Raw genomic sequence first — 24,848 nt, forward strand, 5'->3', positions numbered from 1 at the left:
ACAGATGACGAGAACACCCCTGCGCGGCTCGCGCAGGGGTTTTTGCTTGCGCGCCGATTATGATCACGCGATTGCATAATCGAATGATGGCAGTGCCCGCTTACGCTTTGGCGCCCGATGCGGTAGGCAGGGGAGCGGCGGTATCGCCGCCATCGCTTCGCCCGAGACCCTGCCCAAGGCCTTCGTCATGACCGACCGCCGTCCCCTGCTCCGCGCACTCTACGACGCTGCCGTTGCTGCCGCCCATCCCAACGTCGTGCTGGCGCCGCACCTGCGGCCGGCGCCCAACGGACGGGTGATCTGCCTCGCCGCCGGCAAGGGCGCAGGCGCCATGGCCGCGGCCGCGGAGCGGCACTATCTCGACACCTTGAAGCTCGCGCCGGAGCGCCTCGTCGGCATCGCCACCACGCGCCATGGCTATGGCGTGCCGACGCGCCGCATCCGAGTGGTCGAGGCCGGCCATCCCGTGCCTGACGAGGCTGGCCTCAAAGGCGCGGCCGACACGCTCGCGCTCGCGGACGAGGCCGGGCCGGACGATCTGCTCCTGGTGCTACTCACCGGCGGCGGCTCGGCGAACTGGATCGCGCCGGTGGACGGCATCAGCTTCGCGCAGAAGCAGGCGGTCAACAAGGCGCTGCTGCGCTCGGGCGCGCCGATCGGCGAGATGAATACGGTCAGGAAACATCTGTCGCGGATCAAGGGCGGCCGGCTGGCGCGTGCCGGCAAAAATGCCGCCGAGATCGTCACGCTGGCGATCTCCGACGTGCCGCACGACGACCCTTCCGCGATCGCCTCCGGCCCGACCGTGCCGGATCCGACCACGCTTTCAGATGCACGAGCGATCGTGGCGAAATACAAGCTCGACATCGACGACGCCGTGCGCCGCGCGCTCGACGATCCCGCCAATGAAAGCTGCAAGCCCGGTGACGCCGCCTTCGCGCGCGCGCATTTCGAGCTGATCGCGCGGCCCAAGCAGTCGCTCGACGCGGCCGTGAGGCTGGCGCGCGAGTCCGGTTACGAGACCATCGACCTCGGCGCCGATCTCGAAGGCGAGGCCCGCGAGGTCGCTGCCGATCATGCCAAGCTCGCGCTGCAAGCGCGCGCGCAAGGCAAGCGCGTCGCGATCCTCTCCGGCGGTGAGCTTACGGTGACCGTGCGCGGCCACGGGCGCGGCGGACCGAACCAGGAATACGCGCTGGCGCTCGCGGGCCTCTTAAAGGACGCGGCTGGCATCTCGGCGCTGGCCGGCGACACCGACGGCGCCGATGGCGGCGCCGGCCATCCCACCGACCCCGCCGGCGCGCTGATCGACGCGGCCACGTTCGCCAAGATGAAGGCGCAGGGGCTTAAGCCAGAAGCCTATCTCGACAACAACGACGCGACCACGTTCTTCGAGGCGACCGGCGATCTGCTACAGCCCGGCCCGACGCTGACCAATGTGAACGATATCCGCGTGATCCTGGTGGATTGAGGTCGCTCTCCACACTGCGCTGTCATTCCCCGCCACCGGGTCTCGCCTTCGGCGAATCCAGTACGCCGCGGCTTCTCGATTTAGCCGCGCCGGCTCTGGAATGCTGGATCGCCCGGTCCCGGCTACGCTAAAGCTTCGCCGGGCTCCTCGGTGTTGGGCCGGCGAAGCGTTAGCGAAGACGGCAAGCCGGGGCGATGACAGCGGAGAATGTGGCTTGGGCTTGCCACGAGACGGCTCGGTACGCGGCCCCGCCCCCTCAAAACTCGTTGGCGATTTTCGCGAGCATCGCGAGCAGGGTTTCGCGGTTGGCCTGCCCGAGCAGGTCGTTCAGCCGCGCCTCGTGCTTGGTGGCAACGAGCTTCTTGGCGCGGGTCAGCACGGCCTTGCCCTTGTCGGTCAGGACCAGGATATGCGAGCGGCGGTCGTTGGTGGAGCGGATCCGCGCGCAAAGGTCGCGGCTTTCGAGATTGTCGAGCATCGCCACGAAGTTCGGCCGGAGAATGCCGAGGGTGGAGGCGATCTCGGTCTGGTTACGGCCCGGATTCTTCTCGACCAGCAGCAGCACCGAGAATTGCGCCGGCGTGAGCTGGAGCGTGGCCATGCAACGCAAAAAATTCTCGAACACCTTGAGCTGTGCCCGCTTCAAGACGTAGCCAAGCTGCTCCGAGAGCTCGCCGAGCTGGAGCGCCTCGGGCTGAGCCTCGGCCGCGTCCTTGCGGCCCTTGGCCATGTCGGCCGGCTTTTCGGAGGACTTTTCAGCAGTTTTGGAAACGGTCATCGCCTCTTGCTCGTAATCCCGCTAAATTCGGCCCGATCGCCCGCGCCACGCTTGAGATTATATTTGATAATTGTTATGGACCATATCAAATATCGCCAGCGTTTTTCAATGGCTGTGAGCGGACCGTCCACCACAATGGGGGGACCGGTCCGTAATCTTTAGGGGGAGCGTCCGGTCTTGAATACCACCATCATGCTGTTCCTGGTGCAGGACGGCATCACTAATGGCGCGATCTATGCGCTGCTCGGCCTGGCGCTGGTGCTGGTGTTCGCCGTCACCCGCGTCATCCTCATTCCCCAGGGCGAATTCGTCACCTATGGCGCGCTGACCTATGCCTCGCTGGCGGCGGGCCAGATGCCGGGCACGGCAAAACTCGCGCTGGCGCTGGGCATCGGCGCCTTCGTCTTCGATCTGTTCGTGGCGCGCAAGGCGCTGCACGGGCGGCTGATCCTGCGCAGCATCGTTGCCAACATCGTGCTGCCGGCGATCGTGCTGGCGCTGACCGTTTACTTCGCCGCCCAGAAACCGCCGGTGGCAATCTGCATCGCGCTATCGCTGGTGATCGTGGCGATGATCGGCCTGTATCTTTACCGGATCGCCTTCCAACCGCTGGCGCACACCTCCGTGCTGGTGCTGCTGATCGCATCGGTGGGCGTACACCTCGCGCTCCAGGGGCTGGGCCTTTTGTTCTTCGGCGCCGAAGGCCAGCGCGGACCGGCGGTGCTGTCCGGCGCCTTCACCGCGGGCGCGCTGCGCTTCACCGGCCAGAGCATCACCGTCTACGCCATCACCATTGCCTTCATCATCGGTCTCTGGCTGTTCTTCGGGCTGACACTCTACGGCAAGGCGCTGCGCGCCACCGCCGTCAACCGGTTAGGGGCACGGCTCGCCGGCATCCGCACCACGCTGTCAGGGCAGATCGCCTTCCTGCTGGCGTCCGTCATCGGCGCGCTGTCGGGCATCCTGATCGTGCCGATCACGACGCTCTACTACGACTCCGGCTTCCTGATCGGCCTGAAGGGCTTCGTCGCCGCGATCATCGGCGGCCTCGTCAGCTACCCCTTGACGGCCGTCGCGGCGCTGGTCGTCGGCATCGTCGAGGCGTTCTCGTCCTTCTATGCTTCCAACTACAAGGAGGTGATCGTTTTCATGCTCTTGATCCCGGTGCTGCTGCTGCGCTCGCTCGCCGCGCCCGCGGTCGAGGAAGAGAAGGACTGACGCGCGATGCAGAGCCGGCTTTCCATCCTCATCTTCGCGCTTGTCATGGCGGCGATCCCGTTTGTGCCCGGCATGCCGCCGTTCTGGATCGTGCTGCTCGACAATATCGGCCTTGCCGCCCTCGTCGCGATGGGCCTCGTGCTGCTGACCGGCGTCGGCGGTCTGACCTCGTTCGGGCAAGCGGCGTTCGTCGGCTTCGGCGCCTACACCACCGCGGTGCTGTCGACGAGCTACGGCCTGTCGCCCTGGCTGACGCTGCCGTTGTCGCTCGTGGTCAGCGGATCGCTCGCGGTGCTGCTCGGGCTGATCACCGTCCGCCTCTCCGGTCATTACCTGCCGCTCGGCACGCTCGCCTGGGGACTCGGCCTGTTCTACCTCTTCAGCAAGCTGGAGTTTCTCGGCCGCAACGACGGCATCTCGGCGATCCCACCGCTGTCGATCGGCGCGTTCAAAATGCTCTCTCCCGGGTCGATCTATTACGCGATCTGGGTCGCCGTCATCGTCTCGGCCCTGCTGACGATGAACCTCTTGGACTCACGCACCGGCCGCGCCATCCGCGCGCTCCGGCGCGGCCATGTCGCGGCGGAAGCCTTCGGCGTGCACACGCCGCGCGCCAAGCTGCTGGTGTTCATCCATGCCGCGGTGCTGGCCGGCCTCTCCGGCTGGCTCTACGCGCATCTTCAGCGCGCGGTGAACCCGACGCCGTTCGGCGCCCAGGCCGGCATCGAATATCTCTTCATCGCGGTCGTCGGCGGCGCCGGCTATGTCTGGGGCGGCGTGCTCGGCGCGGCGATCGTCGTGGTGCTGAAGGAGGTGCTGCAAAGCTATCTGCCGCTGATCCTGCCCGGCTCCGGTCAGGTCGAGACCATCGTGTTCGGCATCATGCTGGTGGCGCTGCTGCAGCTCGCGCCCGGCGGCCTCTGGCCCTGGTTCATGTCGTTCATGCCCGAGCGCACCAGCGGCGGGAAGCCTGATACCTCGTTGAAGCTCGAATCACGCACTCGCGCTGCGGGCCCATCCGGCATTCTGCTCCAGGTCGAAAAAGCGCGAAAACAGTTCGGCGGCGTAGCCGCCGTCAACAACGTCTCCTTCGACGTCCAGGCCCGCGAGATCGTCGCGCTGATCGGCCCGAACGGCGCCGGCAAGAGCACGACGTTCAACCTGATCACCGGCGTGCTGTCGGCGACCTCGGGCTCGATCTCGGTGCTCGGCAACAAGGTCGACAAGGCGCCGCCGCAGGAGATCGTCAAGCTCGGCATCTCCCGCACCTTCCAGCACGTCAAGCTCGTCCCCGACATGACGGTGCTGGAGAACGTCGCGATGGGCGCGCATCTGCGCGGCCATTCGGGGCCGATCGCCTCGATGCTGCGGCTCGACCGTGCCGACGAGGCCAAGCTGCTTGCCGAGGCCGCCCGCCAGATCGAGCGTGTCGGCCTTGCCGAGCAGATGCACCAGCTTGCAGGCTCGCTGTCGCTGGGACAGCAGCGCATCGTCGAGATCGCCCGCGCGCTCTGCGTCGATCCGATGCTGTTGCTGCTCGACGAGCCCGCCGCCGGCCTGCGCCATATGGAGAAGCAACGGCTCGCGACCCTGCTGCGCGACTTGCGCGACGGCGGCATGAGCGTGCTGCTGGTCGAGCACGACATGGGTTTCGTGATGAACCTCGCCGACCGCATCGTGGTGCTTGATTTCGGCACCAAGATCGCAGAGGGAACACCCGCGACGATCAAGAGCGATCCCGAAGTGATCAAGGCCTATCTCGGAGTGGCGGCATGAGCGCGCTGTTGTCCGTCACCGACGCACATGTCGCCTATGGCAAGGTCGAGGCCGTGCGCTCGGTCTCGCTCGAGGTTGGGGCCAACCAGATCGTCACCATCGTCGGCGCCAACGGCGCCGGCAAGACCACGCTGCTCTTGGCCATTATGGGCATTTTGCCGCTCAAGGGCCGAGTCGCCTTTGCGGGCCAGGATCTGGCGCAGCTCGATATCGAGGACCGCGTCGCGATGGGCCTCGGCCTCGTTCCCGAGCACCGCGAATTGTTCGTGACCATGAATGTCGAGGACAATCTCGAGCTGGGCGCCTTCCGCATCGAGCGACGCAGGGCGAAAGCCTCGATGGAGCGGGTCTACGCGCTGTTTCCGCGGTTGAAGGAGCGGCGCAAGCAGCTCGCCGGCACGCTCTCCGGCGGCGAGCAACAGATGCTCGCGATGGGCCGTGCGCTAATGGGCGAGCCGAAGCTCCTGATGCTGGACGAGCCGAGCCTCGGCCTCGCCCCGATCATCGTCGCCGACATTTTCCGCATCGTCACCGAGCTCCGCGCCAGCGGCGTCTCCGTCCTGCTGGTCGAGCAGAACGCGCAGGCCGCCCTGAAGATCGCGGACCAGGCTTATGTGATGGAGCTCGGCGAGTTCGCGCTCAGCGGCAAGGCCAGCGACATCGCGGCAAACGAGCGCGTCGCGGCCAGCTATCTCGGCTTCCAGCACGAAGGCGAGAGTGCGTTGTAGATTCGAGGGGCTTCGGCGGCCCCCCTTGTCATCGCCCGCGAAGGCAGGCGATCCAGTACCGAGACGGTTGTGATTGAACCGAGGGGCCGCGGCGTACTGGATGCCCCGCCTTCGTGGGCATGACGGCGGAGGGTGCTGCGAAATCCGTGCCTAACGGCCCGCCGCCTTCTCTTTCAGCGCCGCGACTTCCGCCTCCAGCTCCGCGATTCTCGCATCCGTCGCCGCCAGCGCAGCGGCCACATCCGCGGCATCGAATTTCTGCAGGATGTGCTGCGGGCAGTTGGCGTCCACGCCGCGATCTTGAACAGGATCACCTGCTCGGGCCGCGCGCGGTACCCCTTCGCATATAGCTCCTCGCCCAATTTCTCGTACCGATTTAGCCCACGGCGTTTTTGCCGGCGTAGCGACGACATCCGCGGCTCCTTCGGCTGACTGCCACGTCCGATGAGGCTTGTTCACGCAGGTCAGCTTGATACTAGCTGGCACTACCTCGGAACATCTTCACAAATGCTTCGAGTTCCTTCACGTTCAGATCTGAAATTGCGATGTAGGATCGCTCACGGTCTGACCATCTGACCATCTGACCATATTGAAGCCATTCTCAGTGCGCAACTCGAAGGGCACGTCCAGGTGATGATGCACGGAGATTTCGGTCAGACTGATCACGTGCTCGCGTCTGCGATATACCAGGGTCGACAGCGGAGTCCTGCCGACGACATCAACGCGTCCGCCGAGAAGTTCGAAGCCTTGAGCAGCAAGATCAACGACCGTTGGCGATTCCGTGATCCGACCGTTGAACCAGGGCTTGACGGTGTGCTTGTCCGAGGAAACGACATCGGTGGGCCGTGCTGCCATTAGCGAGCGGAGATGGCCGTCGAAGAGTTCGGCTACGACGATATCCCGCTGCGCGGTCCCGCGGAGTGCGATTCCCGTCAAGGTGCTTGACAGGGCAGCTACGACCAAGATCGAGGCTGCCATCTTGGCCCAACTGGGCGTTCGTTGTCTCGTTTGGAGCCCAAAGGTGGCCTCGAGCCGCGATCGGAGCCGCGGCGGAAGCGGCTCCGGCGGGAATTTCTCGGCAAGCACTTTCTTCAAGGCACCAACTTCATCTGCGAGCTTCCGCAAGTCGGGGTCGCTTGCGATCTTGCGCTCGACTGTGAGCGCGGCGGTGACGTCGAGTTCTCCGTCGAGATAGGCGTGAATGAGATGCACGTCATTGTCGTCGGAGAGTGTCATGAGCATCTCTCCTCCTTCATTCCTGCAATCAGCTTCTGGCGGGCTCGCGCAAGCCTCGACATCACGGTTCCGATCGGACTACCCGTGATGTCAGCGATGTCGCGATATTCGAGCCCCTGGATATCTCGCAAGACCAGTACTTCCCTGAATTCCGGCGGCAGGGCCGCGATGAACATTTCAAGTTTCGCCGCCTCGGCCGCGGCAATAAGCGCTGCTTCCGGTGATCCTGACGCATCCAGTTCACCTCCCCGCTCGGCAATGGAGCGATCACCCTCGCTCAGTTCGTCAAGGCTGACCAAAGCCGCGGCCTTTTTTTTCCCTGAGTAAGGTGAAGGCAGTATTCCTCACTATCGTCAGCAGCCAGGCGCGTGCATTCGGTCCCGAAAACCGCGGTAATGCGCGAAACGCCCTGATGCACGCCTCCTGGACGACGTCCTCGGCATCTGCACGGTTATGCGTGAGCCAGCGCGCAAACGCATGCGCGTCGGCGAGATAGGGCGCTACGACAGTCGCGAATTTCTTCCTGTCGTCGTTGGGGTTCAAGCTCATCCCCTGCCTAATCAACTCAAATATGGAACCAATTATTCCCGGTCTGCAGAAAAATAAGGGGACGCTCGCTGTAGCGTTCTTCAAAGGACAAGCAGCCTCGCAACTCGGAGTACCGGCCGCAGCGGCAGCCAACCTCATTCGAATGGACTATTCCGCTGCAAATGAGGCGTCGCAAGCAGATTGCCGCATCTCACCGCTGCAGGGCTCTTGCTGGACAAAAACGGGCGCTTGCCTGAATCGCGACGAACGGCCTACCCGGCACTTGAATCTAACGGCACAACTGGACTCGAAGACGCCGTTGTTTATTCCCAAGCCCCGGCGAAAAAGATTTCTGGTGGCCACCGGGAATTTTTCCGCACCGGGCCAAGTTAACTGAACATCGGTACACTTGGGCAATTCCAGCATTCGCTCAAAGGGGCACCAATGGCGGCGATTAGAGGAATCGCGCGAGCAGACATGGACGTGCTGTTGTGGTCCAACCCCCAACACTATGATCCTGACATCTGTCAGCTCGACATTCGGCAGCTTCCATTGGTGCAGGCATTCTTGTCCACGCTCGATGCTGAGACCCGCTGCCGCCGGTTTGGCGTGCCGGTCTCTGACGCGGTGCTTGATCTTCATGCGATCAGCGCACTCGACAATGCTGCGCTCATGCTCGGAATCTTCTCCGAACAGAGGCTTCGCGGGATGCTGGAGCTCTATCGGCGCGGCGGCTCCGACGTGATGGAGCTTCTGATGGTGGTAGAGCGAGGATCGCGTCGGCGTGGAATGGGCAGGCGCCTGCTGAATGCGTCGATGCTTCACGCCTTGAATATGGATGCTCGAAGCGTTGATCTTATCTACGCGAGCGACAACTGGCCGATGCGAAGACTTGTGCAAAGGGCGGGAGCCAGGATCGATCTTGCCTTTGGCACATTCCGTGCCCGGATCGATCTTGCGCAGAGGCCAACGATCGCAAGACATTTGGGAACTCCCATTGCCGATGATTTGCCGGCAATTCGAAGAGCTACGTGAAGGACAAATTTGGCCTCTTCTGCTCCCGAGCCTTATGAGCTGGTTCACAGAAAAGCGCAGGATACTCGGATATTTGGAGTGCAGACATGACTTTGGCAGATTACTCGTTTGGCGCATTCGCATTTTTGAACACAGCGAGACTGTTGGGCTATTTTCCCCAGATCGTGCGCGTCCACCGCGACAGCAATGGCGCCGAGGCAGTTTCAGTCTTTACCTGGCTGCTGTTCTCCGCCGCAAATATAGCGACTGTAAGCTACGCCATGATCGTCTCGCATGACGCTGCGATGGCGACCATTTTCGCGCTTAACACGCTCGGATGTCTGACCATTGTCGGTCTGACGATGTGGAGGCGAGCAGGGATCCGCAAGACGGGGGCCGATGATGGAGCGTCAAATGAGAGAATATTTGGAGCCTCAACGGAGAAAGTACCTCTACGAGCTAAGTCCCAAGGACCGCAGATTTTGGCGGAGATGGCAGATTGGCTGGTCGTTGGCCTACTCCGCCGTTCTGTTCGCTCTCATCGGCGTAGGATACCTTCTGCCTGGACCCACGGACACTGAAGTCATGCAACTTAATTCGCCAGGACAGCACATCCGCATCGTGCGATTTGGCGGATTGAATTGAAGTCGCGCGCTAAACTTCGAACCAGCGTTCCGCGCGAACCCACATCGCTGCTCCATTCGGCATGCGACCACTGTGTTTCTCAACGGGGAGTAATTGACATGACGATAGCAGATCGCATCCAAAACACTTCCTCCGATTTAACGGCTCGCAGTTACGATGGATTGATCCTGCTTGGATATGCCGCGTTCGCGGTGCTTGCGCTCGCTGCGATTTACCTCGCCGCAGAAAGTCCAGGTCTGGCCAGCGGCGATCTTGTGGCGGCGGCAGTAATGCCATGAATTGAATCATCGAGCTCGCGGTCGATCGATTGGAGCTTTGGCTGGGGAAGCTCAAACATGCAAATGGTCAAGCAGGAGCGCGCCTTGAAAGCACTCTTGGCGGTCCCAGTCCGCGCGATAAAAACTCCTGCTTGAGCTCGAATAAGAACATCGCCTCCTGGCAATTTCGCGCATTTGATGCACATGGCCAGTGTATGTGCTTGCACGTTGGACTCGCGCCTCGCCGTTTGCTTCACGAGCGACGAATACTCCCCGATCGTCGCCTGTCGGTACTCCTCCACCAGAATCGTGCACTGCATATGCACGCCCTGTATAGCTGCGGCGCTGGCTCCGCAAAATCACTGCGAGTTGCAATCGCGGAGCACCCCCTTCTCCCGGCAAGCGAGGACAGGCGAAAAGCTCAGCTCGCCTTCTCGCTCTTCAACGCCGCAACCTCCGCTTCCAGCTCCGCAATCCTCGCGTCCCTCGCCGCCAGGGCAGCGGCCACATCCGCCGCATCGAACTTCTGCGGGATGTGCTGCGGGCAGTTGGTGTCCCACGCCGCGATCTTGAACAGGATCACCTGCTCCGGCCGCGCGCGATAGCCCTTCGGCATCAGCGACGCGATCAGCGCCTCGTCGTCCTCGACGACGCGCGCCTCACCCCAGATCTTCACCCGGCGGCGATGGGCGTAGTCCATCATGAAGATGTAGGCCTTGGGATTCTCCGAGAGATTACCCTGGGTGATGAACTGCTGGTTGCCGGCATAGTCGGTGAAGGCGAGCGTCTGCTTGTCGAGCACCTTGAGAAATCCCTTCGGGCCGCCGCGGTGCTGGATGTAGGGCTGGCCGTCCGCCGAGGCAGTGGCGAAGTAAAAGCTGTTGGCCTCAGTGAGGAACGCCGCGAGGTTGTCGTCGACCTCGGTGCGCCAGCCGCGCTGCTCGGCGCGGGCATAGGCCTCTCGCGAGCCCTTGCGCGCCTGAATCGCCTTCACCGCCGGCGAAAAGGCGACGTCGCTGGCATAGGTGTGGGCTGCTGTCATCGGAACGTCTCCTGAAATTCCGGCGCATTCTTCCGTCTTTCGCCAGCTAAGATGGACTTGCCAACGCCCAGAACAATCTGGCCGCTTGACACTTCACCGTTGCAATATATGCAATAATGCCATGGATCGCTTGGAAGCCATGCACGTCTTCGTCACCGTCGCCGATTTGCGCGGCTTCGCGCCGGCGGCGCGCAAGCTGCGCCTATCGCCCTCGGCAGTGACCCGGCTGATCGCTGCGCTGGAGGAACATCTCGGTGCGCGACTGTTGCAGCGGACCACGCGACAGGTGACGCTGACCGACGTCGGCACCCGCTATCTCGAGCGCGCCCGCCGCATCCTCGCCGACGTCGAGGAGGCCGACGGCTCGGCGCGGCAAGAGCGCAGCCGACCGAGCGGACGTCTCGTGGTGTCGGCGCCGGTCGGCTTTGGCCGGCTTCATGTCGGACCGGTAATGACCGCCTACCTCAAGCGCTATCCCGAAGTCACAGCCGAATTGCGGCTGTCCGACAACCTCGTCAATCTCGTGGAAGACGCCATCGATGCCGCCGTCCGCATCGGCCATCTCGCAGACTCTTCACTCGTCGCGCGCCACGTCGGCGAGATGCGGCGGATCGTGGTGGCCGCACCCGGCTATCTCAAACGTCACGGCGAACCCAGGACGCCGGAGGCCCTCGTCTCGCACCAGACCATCCAGTTCGGCCCTTGGTCCGCATGGCGCTTCCTGCGCGACGGCCGCGACATCGAGGTGACGCCGGCCCCCCGCTTTATCAGCAACAGCGCCGACGCGGCGCTGCAATATGCCGAGGCCGGCGGCGGCCTGACGCGGGTGCTGGCCTATCAGGCCGCCGAAGGACTGAAGCGCGAGCGGCTCAAAATCGTGCTGGCGAAATATGAGCAGCCGGCACTGCCGATCCACATCGTCTATCCGACCTCGCGCCTGCTCTCGGCCAAGGTGCGCGCCTTCATCGATCTCGTAGTGGAGACGACGCAATGGAGGTTCGGATGATGATGATGACTGTCATTCCGGGGCGGTCCGCGGGACCGAACCCGGAATCTCGAGATTCCGGGTTCTCGCTTCGCGAGCCCCGGAATGACGGTCATCCCTCTTCGGCACCACGCGGAACGTCCCGCTCGCCCGCGCGATCACGGTATCGTCGGCCTTGATCAGGCACTGTGCGAAGCAGATCGTCTTGCCGGTCTTGATCACGTCGCTCTCGATCGAACACCAATGGCCGATCTCGGCGGAGCCGACGAAATCGACCGAGAGCGAGACCGTCACGAACGACGTGGTCCAGCCTGTCGCCTGCGCGCAGCTATAGCCCATAGCATTGTCAGCGAGCGCGGTGATGAGGCCGCCATGGATCAGGCCGCGGCCGTTGGTGTGCGGCTTCGCCAGCCGCAGGCCGATGATGACGGCCTTGTCGGTCTTCTTCGCGTAGAGCGGCTCCCAGGGCTCGGTGAGAGGGCTCTTGCGAAAGAGCGGCTCGAAGCCAGCGGGGATATCGGGTGCGGTCATGGCTGTCTCGCGTTGCTGATCGTTGGCATTGAACGCGATGGACGTGACGAACGCATCACCTACAAAGTTTTAAACGGGATTTGCGCGGGCGTTTGAAACGATCCCGCCGTCATTGCGAGGAGCCCTTGCGACGAAGCAATCCAGACTGTCTCCGCGGAGATTTCTGGATTGCTTCGCGGAGCCTGTCATCGGGCCGCGCTTCGCGCGGACCCGTTGGCGCGCAATGACGATGTGGACGCACCGTCCTAGAACGGCAGCCCCACATAATTCTCCGACAGCGACGTCATCGCGGCCTGCGAGTGCGTGACGTAATCGAGCTCGGCGAGCTGGATTCGAGCGCCGATGGTGCCGGTGTCAGGGAATTTGTGCAGCATCGAGGTCATCCACCAGGAGAAGCGCACGGCCTTCCAGACCCGCGCCAGCGCCTTGGCGGAATAGGCGTCGATCCCGGCGCTGGATTTCTCGTCATAGAATTCGCGCAGCGCGCTCGACAGGTAATGCGCGTCGCTCGCGGCGAGGTTCAGCCCCTTGGCCCCGGTCGGCGGCACGATGTGCGCGGCATCGCCGCACAAGAACATGCGGCCAAAGCGCATCGGCTCGGCGACGAAGCTGCGCAGGGGCGCGATGCTCTTCTCGATCGAAGGACCGGTGACGAGGCGGTCGGCCGCCTCCTGGTCGAGCCGGCGCTTCAATTCGTCCCAGAAACGCTCGTCCGGCCATTGGTCGACATGGTCTTCGAGCGAGCACTGCACATAGTAGCGGCTGCGCTTGGTCGAGCGCATGGTGCACAGCGCAAAGCCGCGCGCGTGATTGGAATAGATCAGCTCGTGGCTGACCGGGGGCGTTTCGGACAAAATGCCGAGCCAGCCGAACGGATAGACCCGCTCGAATTCCTCGACCGCCGTGGCTGGGACACTGGCGCGGCTGACGCCGTGAAAGCCGTCGCAGCCGGCGATAAAATCGCATTCGATCGTGTGGGTGATGCCGTCCTTGACATAGGTGACGCGCGGGTGAGCACCGTCGAAATCATGCGGCTGCACGTCCCTGGCCTCGTACACCGAAATGAGACCTGCAGCCTTGCGCGCATTCATCAGGTCGAGCGTGACCTCGGTCTGGCCGTAGATCATCACCGTCTTGCCAGTCGCGGCCTTCATGTCGATGCGGTGACGGCGGCCGGAGAAGGCGAGCTCGATGCCCTCATGCACCAGGCCTTCAGCATGTGCCCGCGATCCGGCGCCGATCTGGTTGAGCAGCGCAACGGTGCCCTCCTCCAGCAGGCCGGCGCGGATGCGGCCGAGCACATAATCTGGGCTCTGCCGTTCCAGAATGACATTGTCGATGCCATATGTGTGCAGCAGTTGCCCAAGCAACAATCCGGCCGGTCCTGCCCCGATGATTGCGACTTTTGTCCGCAATACTTGCTCCTTCCGATGCTGTAGGCTTTCGTCGCGGCCTGCTTGTCGCGCCGGCCGGCTGACGATAATTATATCATATAATCGTTGAGCAAAAGGGGAGCGGTCGTCGCCGCAGCGCGGCAAATCTATGCAACATGGCTGCCGTAGATGGCGCGGCGAGGCATGCGTCAGTTCCGGCTTGAACACGCCGGCCAATTAGATAACATGTTAATTAATGAGACCGGGGCCATCGAAGCCCGCCGTCGAAAACAGGGAGAGACGCGTGATGAGGAAAGCCTGTCTGGCGTTGCTGCTGGCAGCAAGCGTGACGCCTGCGCTCGCGCAGGACAAGACCTTCGATTTGAAGATCTCGCACTGGGTGCCGGCCTCGCATCCCCTACAGAAATCGCTGGAAGACTGGGCGGCCGCGGTCGAGAAGGACTCCGGCGGCACCATCAAGGGCAAGGTGTTTCCGGCCCAGCAGCTCGGCAAAGCCTTCGACCATTACGACATGGCGCGCGACGGCATCGCCGACGTCACCTATGTCAATCCGGGGTACCAGCCCGGCCGCTTCCCAATTATCGGCGCCGGCGAGCTGCCGTTCCTGATCTCGGACGCCAAGGGCGGCTCGATGGGGCTGGATGCCTGGTACCGCAAATATGCCGAGAAAGAGATGAAGGACGTCAAGTATTGTCTCGCCTTCGTCCACTCGCCCTCCTCATTCCACTCCCGCACCAAGAAGATCGTGGTTCCCGATGACGTGAAGGGCCTGAAGATCCGTCCAGCCCACGCTACCATGGCGAATTTCGTCACTTCGCTCGGCGGCACCAATGTGCAGTCCTCCGCACCCGAAGTGCGCGACATCATCGAGCGCGGCGTCGCTGACGGCGTCACCTTCCCCTGGGGCTCCCTGGTGCTGTTCGGCATCGACAAGGTGACCAAATACGACATGGAGGCGCCGCTCTACACCACGACCTTCGTGTTCGTGATCAATAAGGACAAGTACAATGCCATGTCCGACAAGCAGAAGGCCGCGATCGACAAGAATTGCACGGTCGAAATGGCAGGCGCGGTCGGCGAGCACTGGGGCAAGTTCGAGGACGCCGGCATCGACAAGGTGAAGGCGGAATCGAGCCACGAGGTCTACAAGCTCACGGGCGAGCAGACCGCGGCCTGGAAGAAGGCCGCCGAACCGCTGGTGAAGACCTGGAGCGACGGCGCCAAGAAGGCCGGCGCCGATCCGGATGCAGCCCTTGCGGATCTGAAGGCATCCCTGAAGAAGTACAACGCGCTGGCGGAGTAGTGCTTCGCGGCGCGCTCTATCCACCCCCTCTCTCCGTTCTAACAGGGAGAGCATTGGGGTGAGGGGCTGCTTCCGCAAAGATGGTGACAGATGGACTCGCGGAGAGTTCCCCCTCACCCGAATTCGAGCTGCGCTCGAATTCGACCTCTCCCCGCGATCGGGGCGAGGTGAAGTTCGGCTACACCGAGATCAAATGATGACAGCACACGACAGGACACACCCGTGAAGCGCGCCTGGATGGATCGCTTTATCGACTCGATCGAATGGATCGCGGCAGGCTTTGTCGGCCTCGTCGCACTCGACATCTTCCTGTCGGTGCTGCTGCGGAACACGCTGAACTATTCGATCCCCGACAGTTTTGATATCGGCCGCATGCTGCTCGGCATCCTGATCTTCTGGGGCATCGCGGCGACCTCCTATCGCGGCACCCACATCACGGTCGACCTGGTCTGGGGCAATGTCGGGCCGCGCTATCAGCGCTGGATCGACGTGTTCGCAACGCTGGTGCTGCTGTTCGTCGTGACGGTGCAGACCTGGACGCTGTTCGACAAGGTGCGCGGCACCTACAACGACAACGTCCAGACTTTCGACATGCACATGCCGACCTGGCCATTCTTCGCGATCGCATGGATCGGCGACGTCTCCGCCGTGCTGCTGATCGCGATTCGCACCTACCGGCTGATCTTCCATCCCGAAGAGATGCACGATCCCAAAATCAAGGCGACGGAGTGATCATGAGCACCGATGCCGTCGCCGTAATCGGCTTCGTTTCCCTGTTTGTCCTGATGCTGCTGCGCGTGCCCGTCGGCATGGCCATGGGCCTCGTCGGCGTCTCCGGTTTCTCCTATCTGGTCGGCGCGACGCCCGCGCTAAAGCTGGTTGGCCAGACCTCGATGCGCACGGTCACCGACTACACCTTCGGCGTCATCCCGATGTTCCTGCTGATGGGCTCCTTTGTCAGCAATTCCGGCATGAGCCGCGAGCTGTTCCGCGCCGCCAACGGCTTCGTCGGGCATCTGCGCGGCGGGCTCGGCATCGCCACCGTCGGTGCCTGCGGCGGCTTTGCCGCGATCTGCGGCTCCTCGGTCGCGACCGCCGCGACCTTCTCCGCCGTCGCCTATCCGGAGATGCGCCGCTTCGGCTATCCACAGTCCTTTGCCACCGGCGTGATCGCAGCCGGCGGCACGTTAGGTGCGATGTTGCCGCCCTCCACCGTGCTCGCGGTCTACGGCATCATCACCGAGCAGGACATCGGCAAGCTCTTCATCGCCGGCATCATCCCGGGTCTGCTCGCGATGACCATGTACATGATCACGATCGGCCTGATCGGCTATGTCAGGCCCGACTTCCTGCCCAAGGGCAAGGTGCTGCCGTGGCGCGAACGCTTTGCCGGGTTGAAGGACATCTGGGCGCCGGTGCTGCTGTTCGTGTTTGTCATCGGCGGCCTGTACGGCCTGCCGTTCCTGCCGCGCTTCACCCCGACGGAAGCCGGCGGCGTCGGCGCCACCGGCGCCTTCATCATCGGCGTGCTGACGGGCCGGCTCGACCGCGAGAAGGTGCTGGCCTCGCTGCTGCAGGCGACGCGCACCGCGGCCGCGGTGTTCACGGTGCTGATCGGCGCGCTGATCTTCGGCTACTTCCTGACGGTGACGCAGACGCCGCAGAAGGTCACGGAATTCCTCACCGGGCTCGGCCTCGGTCCCTACGGCGTGCTGGCGCTGATCATGGTGATGTATCTGGTGCTCGGCTGCCTGATGGACGCCATGGCGATGATCATCCTCACCGTGCCGATCATCTTCCCCGTGATCACGCATCTCGGTTTCGACCCGATCTGGTTCGGCGTCATCATCGTCATGACCGTCGAGCTTGGCCTGATCCACCCGCCGGTCGGCATGAACGTCTTCGTCATCAAGAGCGTGGTGAAAGACGTCTCCTTCTCCACCATCTTCAAGGGCGTGATCCCGTTCGTGGCGACGGATTTGGTGCGCCTCGTGATCCTGATCGCCTTCCCGCTGCTGGCAACCTGGCTGCCGACGCGGATGATGGCGCATTGACGAGGTGACGCGATGACCACACCGACGCTCGAGACAAAGTACGTCTTCACCATCACGGCAAAAATCGGCGACGTCGTCAGCGCCGGCGAGACCGGGATCGGCGTGCGACGCATCATTCCGATCATCGGCGGCGAGGTGACGGGCGCGATCGCCGGTCGTGTGCTCCCCTTCGGCGCGGACTTCCAGACCATCCGTCCCAACGAGCTGATCGACCTCGAAGCCAGATACGCCTTCCAGACCGACGACGGCGCGACCGTCTATGTCGAGAACAAGGGCATGCGCTTCGGCCCGGTGGAGCTGCTGCAAAAGCTCAAGCGCGGCGAGCCGGTCGATCCGAAGCTGATCTATTTCCGCACCGTGCCGAGATTCGAGACCGGCGACGAGACCTATCGCTGGCTGATGGAACATATCTTCGTGGCCTCAGCCGCCCGGCATGCCGGCCGCGTGGTGATTGATGTGCACCAGGTGATGTAAGACACGCCCCGCCGTCCTCCTGGCGAAGGCCCGGACCCCTACCGCGGATCCATCGATTGTAGACGGCCGGAGTACCGGGCAAGGGGTCTTCGCCAAAGTGCTCCCTGGGGGTATGGGTTTCGGCCTTCGCCGGGCGACGTCGCGTTTTGAAGCAGCATTCTGGCGCGTCTGGACCGCCCCCGCCTTGACTCCCCCAAAATTCGTTATACAACATAACTATTCTGACAAGGACGCAAATGACACAGGGAAACGCCGAGACCGCTAAGGCGGGCGCCTCCGGGCTGTTGAGGATCGAGCGCGCGGACCGGGTTCTGACCGTGGGTCTGAACCGGCCGGCCAAGCGCAACGCACTCAATGACGGCATCATCCTGGAAATCGGCGAGTGTTTTGCGTCCCTGCCCGACGACATCGGCGCGGTCGTCATTCACGGCATCGGTGACCATTTCTCCAGCGGTCTCGATTTGTCCGAGCTGACCGAGCATGACGCGACCGGCGGCCTGCTCCATTCCCAGATGTGGCACCGGGTGTTCGACCGCATCCAGTATAGCCGCGTGCCCGTGATCGCCGCGCTCAGCGGGGCCGTGATCGGCGGCGGGCTGGAGCTCGCCTGCGCCGCGCACATCCGTGTCGCCGAGCCCTCGACCTATTTCGCCCTGCCGGAGGGGCAGCGCGGCATCTTCGTCGGTGGTGGCGGCTCGGTGCGCCTGCCGCGGCTGATCGGGGTCGCCAGGATGATGGACATGATGCTGACCGGCCGGGTCTATAGCGCGACCGAAGGCGCCTCCTACGGCTTTGCGCAATATCTGACGGATGCCGGTAACGGGCTCGGCAAGGCGTTGGAGCTTGCGACCAAGGTCGCCTCCAACGCGCCGCTGACGAATTTTGCCGTGCTCCAGGCTCTGCCGATGATCGCGGAGGCCAATCCGCAGACCGGCCTGCTCATGGAATCGCTGATGGCGACCGTCGCGCAGAGCGACAAAGAGGCCAAGCGCAGGATCCGCGAGTTCCTCGAACACAAGACCGCAAAGGTGAAGCCGAAGTCATGAGCGCGCAGCCGTCCTCTTCTAGCACGGAGCGCGGCGCGAGCACTTTCCCGCTGCGGCCCATCTCGTTCGGCGATCCCGTCGTCCATATCGAGCGCCGCGACGACGGCACGATCTATCTCAGGCCAAAGCAGCCGCTCGGCGACTATCCCCTCCGCATCACCGACCGCCTGCATCATTGGGCGAACACGACGCCCGACCGCGTCTTCATGGCCGAGCGCGAAGGCGGCCGCGGCTGGCGCAAGATCACCTATGCCGAGCTGCTCACGGCGAGCCGGCACATCGCATCAAGCCTGATCGCGCGCGGCCTGTCGGCGGAGCGGCCGGTCGTCATTCTCTCCGGCAATTCGATCGACCACGCACTGCTCGCCTTCGGCGCGTTCTATGCCGGCATTCCGTTCTGCCCGGTGTCGCCGGCCTACTCGCTGGTGTCAAAGGACTATGGCAAGCTGTCCTATCTGATGAAGCTGCTGACGCCCGGCCTCGTCTTCGCGGAGGATGCCGACAAGTTCGCGGGTGCGCTCGCCGCCAATGTCTCGCTCGGCACCGAGATCGCCGCGTCCTATGGCAAGGTGCCGGGCCGCGACGTCACCCTGCTCGCCGAGCTCATGGCCACGCCGATCCGCAGCGATCTCGACGGCGTCCACGGCAGGATCGGCCCCGACACGATCGCAAAGTTCCTGCTGACATCGGGCTCGACCGGCAATCCCAAGGCCGTCATCAACACCCAGCGCATGATCTGCGCCAACCAGGTGATGCTGCGCGAGACGCTCGCCTTCCTCAAGGACGAGCCGCCCGTCATCGTCGACTGGCTGCCCTGGAATCACACTTTTGGCGGCAACCACAATATCGGGCTGACGCTCTACAACGGCGGCTCGATGTATCTGGACGCCGGCAAGCCGGTGCCCGGCGGCATCGAGGAAACGGTGCGCAATCTCCAGGAGATTTCGCCGACGGTCTATTTCAACGTACCCAAAGGCTACGAATCGCTGCTGCCGTATTTGCGCGACGACCAGGGCCTGCGCGCAAAGTTCTTCGACCGGCTGCATGCGATGTTCTTCTCCGGCGCGGCGCTGTCGCCCTTCGTCTGGAACAGCCTCGACGAGCTCGCGGTGAAGGAGAAGGGCTATCGCGTGCCGATGCTGACCGGCTTAGGTGCCACCGAGACCGCGCCGTTCTTCATGTCGGTCAATCCGCGCACCAGCCGCTCCGGCCATGTCGGGCTCCCGGTGTCAGGCAATGACGCAAAACTGGTGCCGAACAACGGCAAGCTCGAGGTCCGCGCCAAGGGGCCGAACGTGATGCCCGGCTACTGGCGCCAGCCCGACATCAGCGCGAAGTCCTTCGACGAGGAAGGATTTTACAAGCTGGGCGACGCGCTCAAGCCCGCCGATCCCAACGATCTCAACGCCGGCTTCGACTTCGACGGGCGCGTCAGTGAAGACTTCAAGCTCGCCAGCGGCACCTGGGTCAGTGTCGGACCCTTGCGCGCGCGCTTCGTTGCGGCCTGCGCGCCGCTGGTGCGCGATGTCGTCATCGCCGGCATCAACCGTGACGAGATCTCCGCGCTCGTGGTGCTCGACCTCGACGGTTGCCGGCTGATCAATCCGACGCTGCCCGCCGACGATCTCGTCGTCGCTGCGCGCGACCGGCTCGTGCGCGAGGCGTTCCGCGAACGCCTGACGGGTTTCCTGTCTTCGGCGACCGGCTCCTCGACACGGATCACGCGCGCGATCCTGATGGACACGCCGCTCTCGATCGACAAGGGCGAGGTCACCGACAAGGGCTCGATCAACCAGCGCGCCGTGCTGGAGCATCGCGCTGCATTGATCGACGAGCTCTATGCTGCCAATCCATCGGACCGTGTGATATCGGTCGGGTAAGAAACCATCTCTATAGGAGAACGCCATGTTGTTGAAGGATCAGGCAGCCATCGTCACCGGCGGCGCATCGGGATTGGGCGCGGCGACCGCGCGAAAACTGGCGGCGCAGGGCGCCAAGGTCGCGGTGTGCGACCTCAATGCCAAGCTCGCGGAGACGGTTGCCGCCGAGATCAAGGGCGTGGCCGTGACCTGCGATGTTTCCGATGCCGCCTCGGCCGAGGCCGCCATCGCGCAGGCGACCAAGGCCCACGGCCCGGCCCGCGTGCTGGTCAATTGCGCCGGCATCGGCGTTGCAAAACGCGTGGTCGGCCGCGACGGTCCGATGGCGCTCGCCGATTTCGACAAGGTGATCAAGGTCAATCTGATCGGCACCTTCAATATGCTGCGCCTTGCCGCCGCCGAGATGTCCAAGCTCGAACCGCAGGCAACCGGCGAGCGCGGCGTCATCATCAACACCGCCTCGGTCGCCGCCTATGACGGCCAGATCGGCCAGTCCGCCTATTCGGCCTCGAAGGGCGGCATCGTCGGCATGACGCTGCCGATCGCGCGCGAGCTCGCACAATTCGGCGTCCGCGTGTTGACGATCGCGCCGGGCCTGTTCCTCACGCCGCTGCTCGCCAACCTGCCGCAGGAAGCCCAGGATTCGCTCGCCGCCGCGATCCCCTTCCCTCGCCGGCTCGGCAACGCCGACGAGTTCGCCGCGCTCGCGCTGCACATGGTCGAGAATGCGTATCTGAACGGCGAAGTGGTGCGCCTCGACGGCTCGCTGCGCATGGCGCCGAAATAAGGCGCGTCGCATGTTCGTGAACAGGCGCGACGTCCAGATCCAGTGGGGCGATTGCGACCCCGCCAATATCGTCTACTACCCGCGCTATTTCGCGATGTTCGACGATTCGACGTCGACCCTGTTCGAGGTCGCTGGATTCTCCAAACAGGATCTGGTCCGCAAATACGGCTTGGTGGGGATTCCCATGGTCGACACGCGGGCCAAGTTTTACATCCCCTCGACCTACGGCGACTGGATCACGATCGAGACCAGAATCGAGAGCATCAAGCGCTCGAGCTTCGAGGTGAAGCACAACGTCTACAAGGGTGACGCGCTGGCGATCGAGGGATTCGAGACCCGCGTCCTGGTCGGCCGCGATCCCGTTAACCCCGACAAGCTGAAATCGGCACCGTTCCCCGCGGAAATGGTTGCCAAATTCACGGGGAGTTAGAGCCCGGAGCTAAATCGCCGCATCACCAAAAGAGGGGGCTGAATTACCCCCGATTTCTGCTTTCAAAGAAGAACGTAAAGGGAGGAATAGATGAAACGCTTTTACCTGACCGCTGCCATCACCGCGGCCGCGCTGGCGCTGCCGGCCCTGCCCGCGCAGGCTCAGACCAGCGAGATCACCATCGGCATCACCACCACCACGACCGGCCCGGGCGCTGCGCTCGGCATTCCCGAACGCAACGCGCTGGAATTCGTGCCGAAGGAGATCGGCGGCGTGCCGCTGAAGGTGATCGTGCTCGACGACGGCGGCGATCCCACCACCGCGACCACCAACGCCCGCCGCTTCGTGACCGAATCCAAGGCCGACATCATCATGGGCTCGGCGCTGACGCCGCCGACCATCGCGGTCTCCAACGTCGCCAACGAGGCCGGCATTCCGCATTTCGGCCTCGCGCCTTTCCCGATTACGCCGGAGCGCATGAAATGGTCGGTGGCGATGCCGCAGCCGATCCCGATCGTGGGCAAGGTGCTGTACGACCACATGAAGGCCAAGGGCGTGAAGACCCTCGGCTATATCGGCTATTCCGACTCCTATGGCGACCTCTGGTTCAACGACCTCAAGGTCCAGGCCGTGCCGATGGGCATCACCATCGTCGACGAGGAGCGCTTCGCCCGTCCCGACACCTCGGTGACCGGTCAGGTGCTGAAACTCGTCGCCGCCAATCCCGACGCGATCCTGGTCGGCGCCTCCGGCACCGCGGCCGCGCTGCCGCAGACCGAGCTGCGCGAGCGCGGCTATCAGGGCCTGATCTACCAGACCCATGGCGCGGCCAGCATGGACTTCATCCGCATCGCCGGCAAAGCGGCCGAGGGCGTACTGATGGCCTCGGGTCCCGTGATGGACCCGGAAGATCAACCGGACACCGCGCTGACCAAGAAGCCGGGCCTCGCACTCAACTCGGCCTATGAAGCCAAGTACGGTCCGAACAGCCGCAGCCAGTTCGCCGGCCATTCCTACGATGCGTTCGAGATCCTCAAGCGCATCATTCCGGCGGCATTGAAGACGGCCAAGCCCGGCACGCCGGAATTCCGCGAAGCGATTCGTCAGGCTTTGCTGACGGAGAAGGAATTGGCGGCAAGCCAGGGCGTCTACAACTTCACCGAAAAGGACCGCTACGGCCTCGACGACCGCTCGCGCATCCTGCTCACGGTGAAGAACGGCAAGTACTCGCTGGTGAAGTAGCCACGGCGAAGGTTTCGCAACGAGAAGAGCCGGCCCAAGGGGCCGGCTCTTCTGTTTTACGGTTGAGGTAGGCAGCAGCATCGACGCCGCGCAAAAAGCCCGGCAGCGGGAATCACTCCCGCACATCCAATTATGCAAAGCTCTCGCAAGCGGGAGAGGTGCAGCGAGCGATGGACGCGAATTGCGCCTCAAGCCGCCTGCCGCAACGGGGTCCAGGCGAACTCCGGATAATACGTGTCCATCATGCGGTCGACATAGGTCGTGAGGTTCGGAAATCCCTCGGCGCGCTTGCGCAAGGCCGATTCGAAGAACGGCGTCAGGATCCCGGCAAGTGCGTCGAAAGCGGTGGCATCGACGCCGCAGGGCCTGCTGCCCATCAGATACGACTTGTCGCCAAGCTGCACCGCGAGCGCGAACAGCGAGCGTACGGCGAGATCGACATCGTCGTCGGGCGCGTGGCGGCCCAACCCGGAGAGCAGATAATTCTCGGCAACACGGAATTGCGCGTCCTCGCGCAGCTTCTCACGGCTATGTTCGGGCGCGCCGTCGAAGAAATGCGACGGGCCCTTGGCGAAATTGACCGGATCGACCCAACGCGCCCCGACCAGCGCCCAATAGACGTGGTGCTCGATCATCCGCTCGAACGCCCAGGCCTGTGCGCGCTCGGTCAGCGACAGGCCGGCGTCGAAATCGAAGCCGTAGCGCCGCTCGATATGGGCGCGGATGAAGGTGGAATCGGCCACCGCCTCGCCGCCGTCGTCGATGAAGGGCAGCTGCCCCTTGGGCGAAGCGGGCGGCATCGCGCGCTCCTTCCGGTAGGGCAACCCCGCCATCTTGAGCTGCACCTCCGTCTTGGTGACGAAGGGGCTGATTTCCGGCAGGCCGAAGCCGGTGCCAAAGCCGTAAAGCGTGATCATGAAACCTCTCCTGAACCTACCGAAACTGACGGAACCTATCTGCCCGCTGCTGCCACCATGGTGGCAGCAGCCGTGATATCTTCTGCGAAACGGGCCCCCTGCCAGGCGCGGCCCATGATGTGGTGGACGAGCGCGTCCGCAGCCTGGATCAGCGAGCGTGCCACCACGCTTGCGAACGCAAATCGGAGGTCAGCAGCCATGAGATCGAACGAGACGAGGCGGCTAAGCCCCCGGGCCTGCCACATCTGGGCGCGCCACAGCGGACTGGCCGAGCCGAAATGGGTTGGAATGATCATGGACAAATCCTCTTCAGTCGACGTGTTGTCCCGGTATAGAACTCCCCTGCTGCCAACATCCTGTCAGCAGCCGCGCGCCGCCTTTTGAAAAGACCAGGAACAAGAGACCAGTCATGAGACGTGCCGACCGGCTGTTTCAGATCATCCAGGTGCTGAGGCGTACGCGTAAACCGCTCACGGCGGACGCGATCGCGGCCGAACTCGAGACTTCGAAGCGCACCATCTATCGCGACATCGCAACGCTCATCGGCCAGCGCGTGCCGATTCGCGGCGAAGCCGGCATGGGCTACATCCTGGAAAAGGGTTTCGACTTGCCGCCGCTGATGCTGACGCCCGACGAGATCGAGGCAGCAGTGCTGGGCGCGCAATGGGTCGCGGGCCACGCCGATTCCGCGCTGGCGCGCGCCGCCGAAGATTTGATGGCCAAGATCGCCGACACCGTCCCCGAGCGCCTGCGTCCCTTCGTGCTGGAGCCGGCGAGCCGCGCGCGGCCAAGCTGGAACAGGGAGCCGGACCGCCTCGACATGGCGCGCACGCGCACCCAGATCCACGAAGGCAAGAAGATCATGTTGCGCTATCGCGACGAGCAGGGCCGCCCCAGCGAGCGTATGATCTGGCCGATTTCGGTCGGCTATCTCGAAGCCGTGCGCCTGATCGCGGCTTGGTGCGAGCTGCGCAGCGACTTCCGCAGCTTCCGCACCGACCGCGTGGTGGAGGCAACCTATCTCGACGAAAAATATCCGGAGCGGCGCGACGTGCTGCGCGCAAGATGGCGGCAGAGCCTGGTCTGGGGTCCGCCAAAGGACACGTGACCAC

26 protein-coding genes and 2 pseudogenes are annotated in these 24,848 nt (G+C 63.6%); 18 read left to right on the forward strand and 10 right to left on the reverse strand.

Annotation, left to right across the window (positions count from 1 at the left end):
• Nucleotides 1-187 precede the first annotated feature (187 nt).
• Complete coding sequence (locus tag IVB01_RS29225) at nt 188-1,471, forward strand: glycerate kinase (RefSeq protein ID WP_247277879.1); 1,284 nt, start codon at nt 188-190, stop codon at nt 1,469-1,471.
• A gap of 256 nt (nt 1,472-1,727) precedes the next feature.
• Here IVB01_RS29225 and IVB01_RS29230 read toward each other — a convergent pair whose 3' ends face one another.
• A complete protein-coding gene (locus IVB01_RS29230) occupies nt 1,728-2,249 on the reverse strand; it encodes a MarR family transcriptional regulator (RefSeq protein WP_247277880.1) in 522 nt (173 codons plus the stop codon).
• 177 nt (nt 2,250-2,426) lie between these two features.
• Between IVB01_RS29230 and IVB01_RS29235 the strand changes: the two genes are divergently transcribed.
• The 3 genes from IVB01_RS29235 to IVB01_RS29245 are packed head-to-tail and all read left to right on the forward strand — an operon-like array spanning nt 2,427 to nt 5,971.
• Nucleotides 2,427-3,467 carry a branched-chain amino acid ABC transporter permease gene (locus IVB01_RS29235; RefSeq protein WP_247277881.1) on the forward strand — a complete coding sequence of 347 codons (1,041 nt, stop codon included), beginning with the start codon at nt 2,427-2,429 and terminating at the stop codon, nt 3,465-3,467.
• 6 nt (nt 3,468-3,473) lie between these two features.
• Nucleotides 3,474-5,243 carry a branched-chain amino acid ABC transporter ATP-binding protein/permease gene (locus IVB01_RS29240; protein WP_247495084.1) on the forward strand — a complete coding sequence of 590 codons (1,770 nt, stop codon included), beginning with the start codon at nt 3,474-3,476 and terminating at the stop codon, nt 5,241-5,243.
• A complete protein-coding gene (locus IVB01_RS29245) occupies nt 5,240-5,971 on the forward strand; it encodes an ABC transporter ATP-binding protein (RefSeq protein ID WP_247277883.1) in 732 nt (243 codons plus the stop codon). The genes IVB01_RS29240 and IVB01_RS29245 overlap by 4 nt, the downstream gene beginning before the upstream one ends.
• 150 nt (nt 5,972-6,121) lie before the next feature.
• On the opposite strand, the pseudogene IVB01_RS29250 reads toward IVB01_RS29245, so the two are convergent.
• The 4 genes and pseudogenes from IVB01_RS29250 to IVB01_RS35795 all read right to left on the reverse strand — a co-directional run.
• Nucleotides 6,122-6,312 (reverse strand): annotated as a pseudogene (locus IVB01_RS29250) (pyridoxamine 5'-phosphate oxidase); the annotation flags it as partial.
• A 187-nt stretch (nt 6,313-6,499) separates the two neighbouring features.
• Entirely contained in the window at nt 6,500-7,207 is a 708-nt protein-coding gene (locus IVB01_RS29255; RefSeq protein WP_247495085.1) for an anti-sigma factor, read from the reverse strand.
• Complete coding sequence (locus IVB01_RS35790) at nt 7,204-7,506, reverse strand: sigma-70 family RNA polymerase sigma factor (protein ID WP_346015509.1); 303 nt, start codon at nt 7,504-7,506, stop codon at nt 7,204-7,206. Before IVB01_RS35790 ends, IVB01_RS29255 begins: the two co-directional genes overlap by 4 nt.
• Nucleotides 7,493-7,750, reverse strand: coding sequence for a sigma-70 family RNA polymerase sigma factor (locus tag IVB01_RS35795; RefSeq protein ID WP_346015510.1), 258 nt, complete (start codon nt 7,748-7,750; stop codon nt 7,493-7,495). The genes IVB01_RS35790 and IVB01_RS35795 overlap by 14 nt, the downstream gene beginning before the upstream one ends.
• 462 nt (nt 7,751-8,212) lie before the next feature.
• Here IVB01_RS35795 and IVB01_RS29265 point away from each other — a divergent pair, with 462 nt between their 5' ends.
• The 3 genes from IVB01_RS29265 (at nt 8,213) to IVB01_RS29275 (ending at nt 9,672) form a co-directional block, all read left to right on the forward strand.
• Nucleotides 8,213-8,770 carry a GNAT family N-acetyltransferase gene (locus IVB01_RS29265; protein ID WP_247277885.1) on the forward strand — a complete coding sequence of 186 codons (558 nt, stop codon included), beginning with the start codon at nt 8,213-8,215 and terminating at the stop codon, nt 8,768-8,770.
• Between the two features lie 86 nt (nt 8,771-8,856).
• The gene (locus IVB01_RS29270) at nt 8,857-9,330 is read left to right on the forward strand and encodes a hypothetical protein (RefSeq protein ID WP_247277886.1); all 474 of its coding nucleotides are present in this window, start codon (nt 8,857-8,859) and stop codon (nt 9,328-9,330) included.
• 162 nt (nt 9,331-9,492) lie between these two features.
• A complete protein-coding gene (locus IVB01_RS29275; protein WP_247277887.1) occupies nt 9,493-9,672 on the forward strand; it encodes a hypothetical protein in 180 nt (59 codons plus the stop codon).
• Between the two features lie 400 nt (nt 9,673-10,072).
• Here the strand turns inward: IVB01_RS29275 and IVB01_RS29280 are convergent, their stop codons facing one another.
• Nucleotides 10,073-10,693: a pyridoxamine 5'-phosphate oxidase family protein gene (locus IVB01_RS29280; protein WP_247277888.1), complete on the reverse strand. Its 621-nt coding sequence runs from the start codon at nt 10,691-10,693 to the stop codon at nt 10,073-10,075.
• A gap of 121 nt (nt 10,694-10,814) precedes the next feature.
• Between IVB01_RS29280 and IVB01_RS29285 the strand changes: the two genes are divergently transcribed.
• On the forward strand, nt 10,815-11,699 hold the full coding sequence (locus IVB01_RS29285; protein ID WP_247277889.1) for a LysR family transcriptional regulator: 885 nt from the start codon (nt 10,815-10,817) through the stop codon (nt 11,697-11,699).
• 96 nt (nt 11,700-11,795) lie between these two features.
• On the opposite strand, the pseudogene IVB01_RS29290 reads toward IVB01_RS29285, so the two are convergent.
• Nucleotides 11,796-12,209, reverse strand: a pseudogene (locus IVB01_RS29290) (PaaI family thioesterase); the annotation flags it as partial.
• 245 nt (nt 12,210-12,454) lie between these two features.
• The gene (gene pobA / locus IVB01_RS29295) at nt 12,455-13,624 is read right to left on the reverse strand and encodes a 4-hydroxybenzoate 3-monooxygenase (RefSeq protein ID WP_247277890.1); all 1,170 of its coding nucleotides are present in this window, start codon (nt 13,622-13,624) and stop codon (nt 12,455-12,457) included.
• Between the two features lie 265 nt (nt 13,625-13,889).
• Between pobA and IVB01_RS29300 the strand changes: the two genes are divergently transcribed.
• The 9 genes from IVB01_RS29300 (at nt 13,890) to IVB01_RS29340 (ending at nt 22,819) form a co-directional block, all read left to right on the forward strand.
• The gene (locus IVB01_RS29300) at nt 13,890-14,906 is read left to right on the forward strand and encodes a TRAP transporter substrate-binding protein (protein WP_247277891.1); all 1,017 of its coding nucleotides are present in this window, start codon (nt 13,890-13,892) and stop codon (nt 14,904-14,906) included.
• Between the two features lie 222 nt (nt 14,907-15,128).
• Nucleotides 15,129-15,638, forward strand: a complete 510-nt coding sequence (locus IVB01_RS29305; RefSeq protein WP_247277892.1) for a TRAP transporter small permease — start codon at nt 15,129-15,131, stop codon at nt 15,636-15,638.
• 2 nt (nt 15,639-15,640) lie between these two features.
• Nucleotides 15,641-16,960, forward strand: a complete 1,320-nt coding sequence (locus tag IVB01_RS29310; RefSeq protein ID WP_247277893.1) for a TRAP transporter permease — start codon at nt 15,641-15,643, stop codon at nt 16,958-16,960.
• Between the two features lie 12 nt (nt 16,961-16,972).
• Nucleotides 16,973-17,434: a DUF3237 domain-containing protein gene (locus tag IVB01_RS29315; RefSeq protein WP_247277894.1), complete on the forward strand. Its 462-nt coding sequence runs from the start codon at nt 16,973-16,975 to the stop codon at nt 17,432-17,434.
• A gap of 236 nt (nt 17,435-17,670) precedes the next feature.
• Complete coding sequence (locus IVB01_RS29320) at nt 17,671-18,480, forward strand: crotonase/enoyl-CoA hydratase family protein (RefSeq protein ID WP_247277895.1); 810 nt, start codon at nt 17,671-17,673, stop codon at nt 18,478-18,480.
• Nucleotides 18,477-20,360, forward strand: coding sequence for a feruloyl-CoA synthase (locus IVB01_RS29325; protein ID WP_247277896.1), 1,884 nt, complete (start codon nt 18,477-18,479; stop codon nt 20,358-20,360). The genes IVB01_RS29320 and IVB01_RS29325 overlap by 4 nt, the downstream gene beginning before the upstream one ends.
• Before the next feature lie 25 nt (nt 20,361-20,385).
• On the forward strand, nt 20,386-21,147 hold the full coding sequence (locus IVB01_RS29330) for an SDR family NAD(P)-dependent oxidoreductase (RefSeq protein ID WP_247277897.1): 762 nt from the start codon (nt 20,386-20,388) through the stop codon (nt 21,145-21,147).
• A gap of 10 nt (nt 21,148-21,157) precedes the next feature.
• Nucleotides 21,158-21,577, forward strand: a complete 420-nt coding sequence (locus tag IVB01_RS29335) for a thioesterase family protein (RefSeq protein WP_247277898.1) — start codon at nt 21,158-21,160, stop codon at nt 21,575-21,577.
• 90 nt (nt 21,578-21,667) lie between these two features.
• On the forward strand, nt 21,668-22,819 hold the full coding sequence (locus IVB01_RS29340; protein WP_247277899.1) for an ABC transporter substrate-binding protein: 1,152 nt from the start codon (nt 21,668-21,670) through the stop codon (nt 22,817-22,819).
• A gap of 188 nt (nt 22,820-23,007) precedes the next feature.
• Here the strand turns inward: IVB01_RS29340 and IVB01_RS29345 are convergent, their stop codons facing one another.
• Nucleotides 23,008-23,736, reverse strand: a complete 729-nt coding sequence (locus IVB01_RS29345; RefSeq protein ID WP_247495086.1) for a glutathione S-transferase family protein — start codon at nt 23,734-23,736, stop codon at nt 23,008-23,010.
• A gap of 35 nt (nt 23,737-23,771) precedes the next feature.
• The gene (locus IVB01_RS29350; protein ID WP_247277901.1) at nt 23,772-24,032 is read right to left on the reverse strand and encodes a hypothetical protein; all 261 of its coding nucleotides are present in this window, start codon (nt 24,030-24,032) and stop codon (nt 23,772-23,774) included.
• Nucleotides 24,033-24,145: 113 nt separating this feature from the next.
• Here IVB01_RS29350 and IVB01_RS29355 point away from each other — a divergent pair, with 113 nt between their 5' ends.
• Entirely contained in the window at nt 24,146-24,844 is a 699-nt protein-coding gene (locus tag IVB01_RS29355) for a YafY family protein (RefSeq protein WP_247495087.1), read from the forward strand.
• The last annotated feature ends 4 nt before the right edge of the window (nt 24,845-24,848 follow it).

The sequence above is a fragment of the Bradyrhizobium sp. 164 genome (assembly GCF_023073715.1).
Classification (GTDB): Bacteria; Pseudomonadota; Alphaproteobacteria; order Rhizobiales; family Xanthobacteraceae; genus Bradyrhizobium.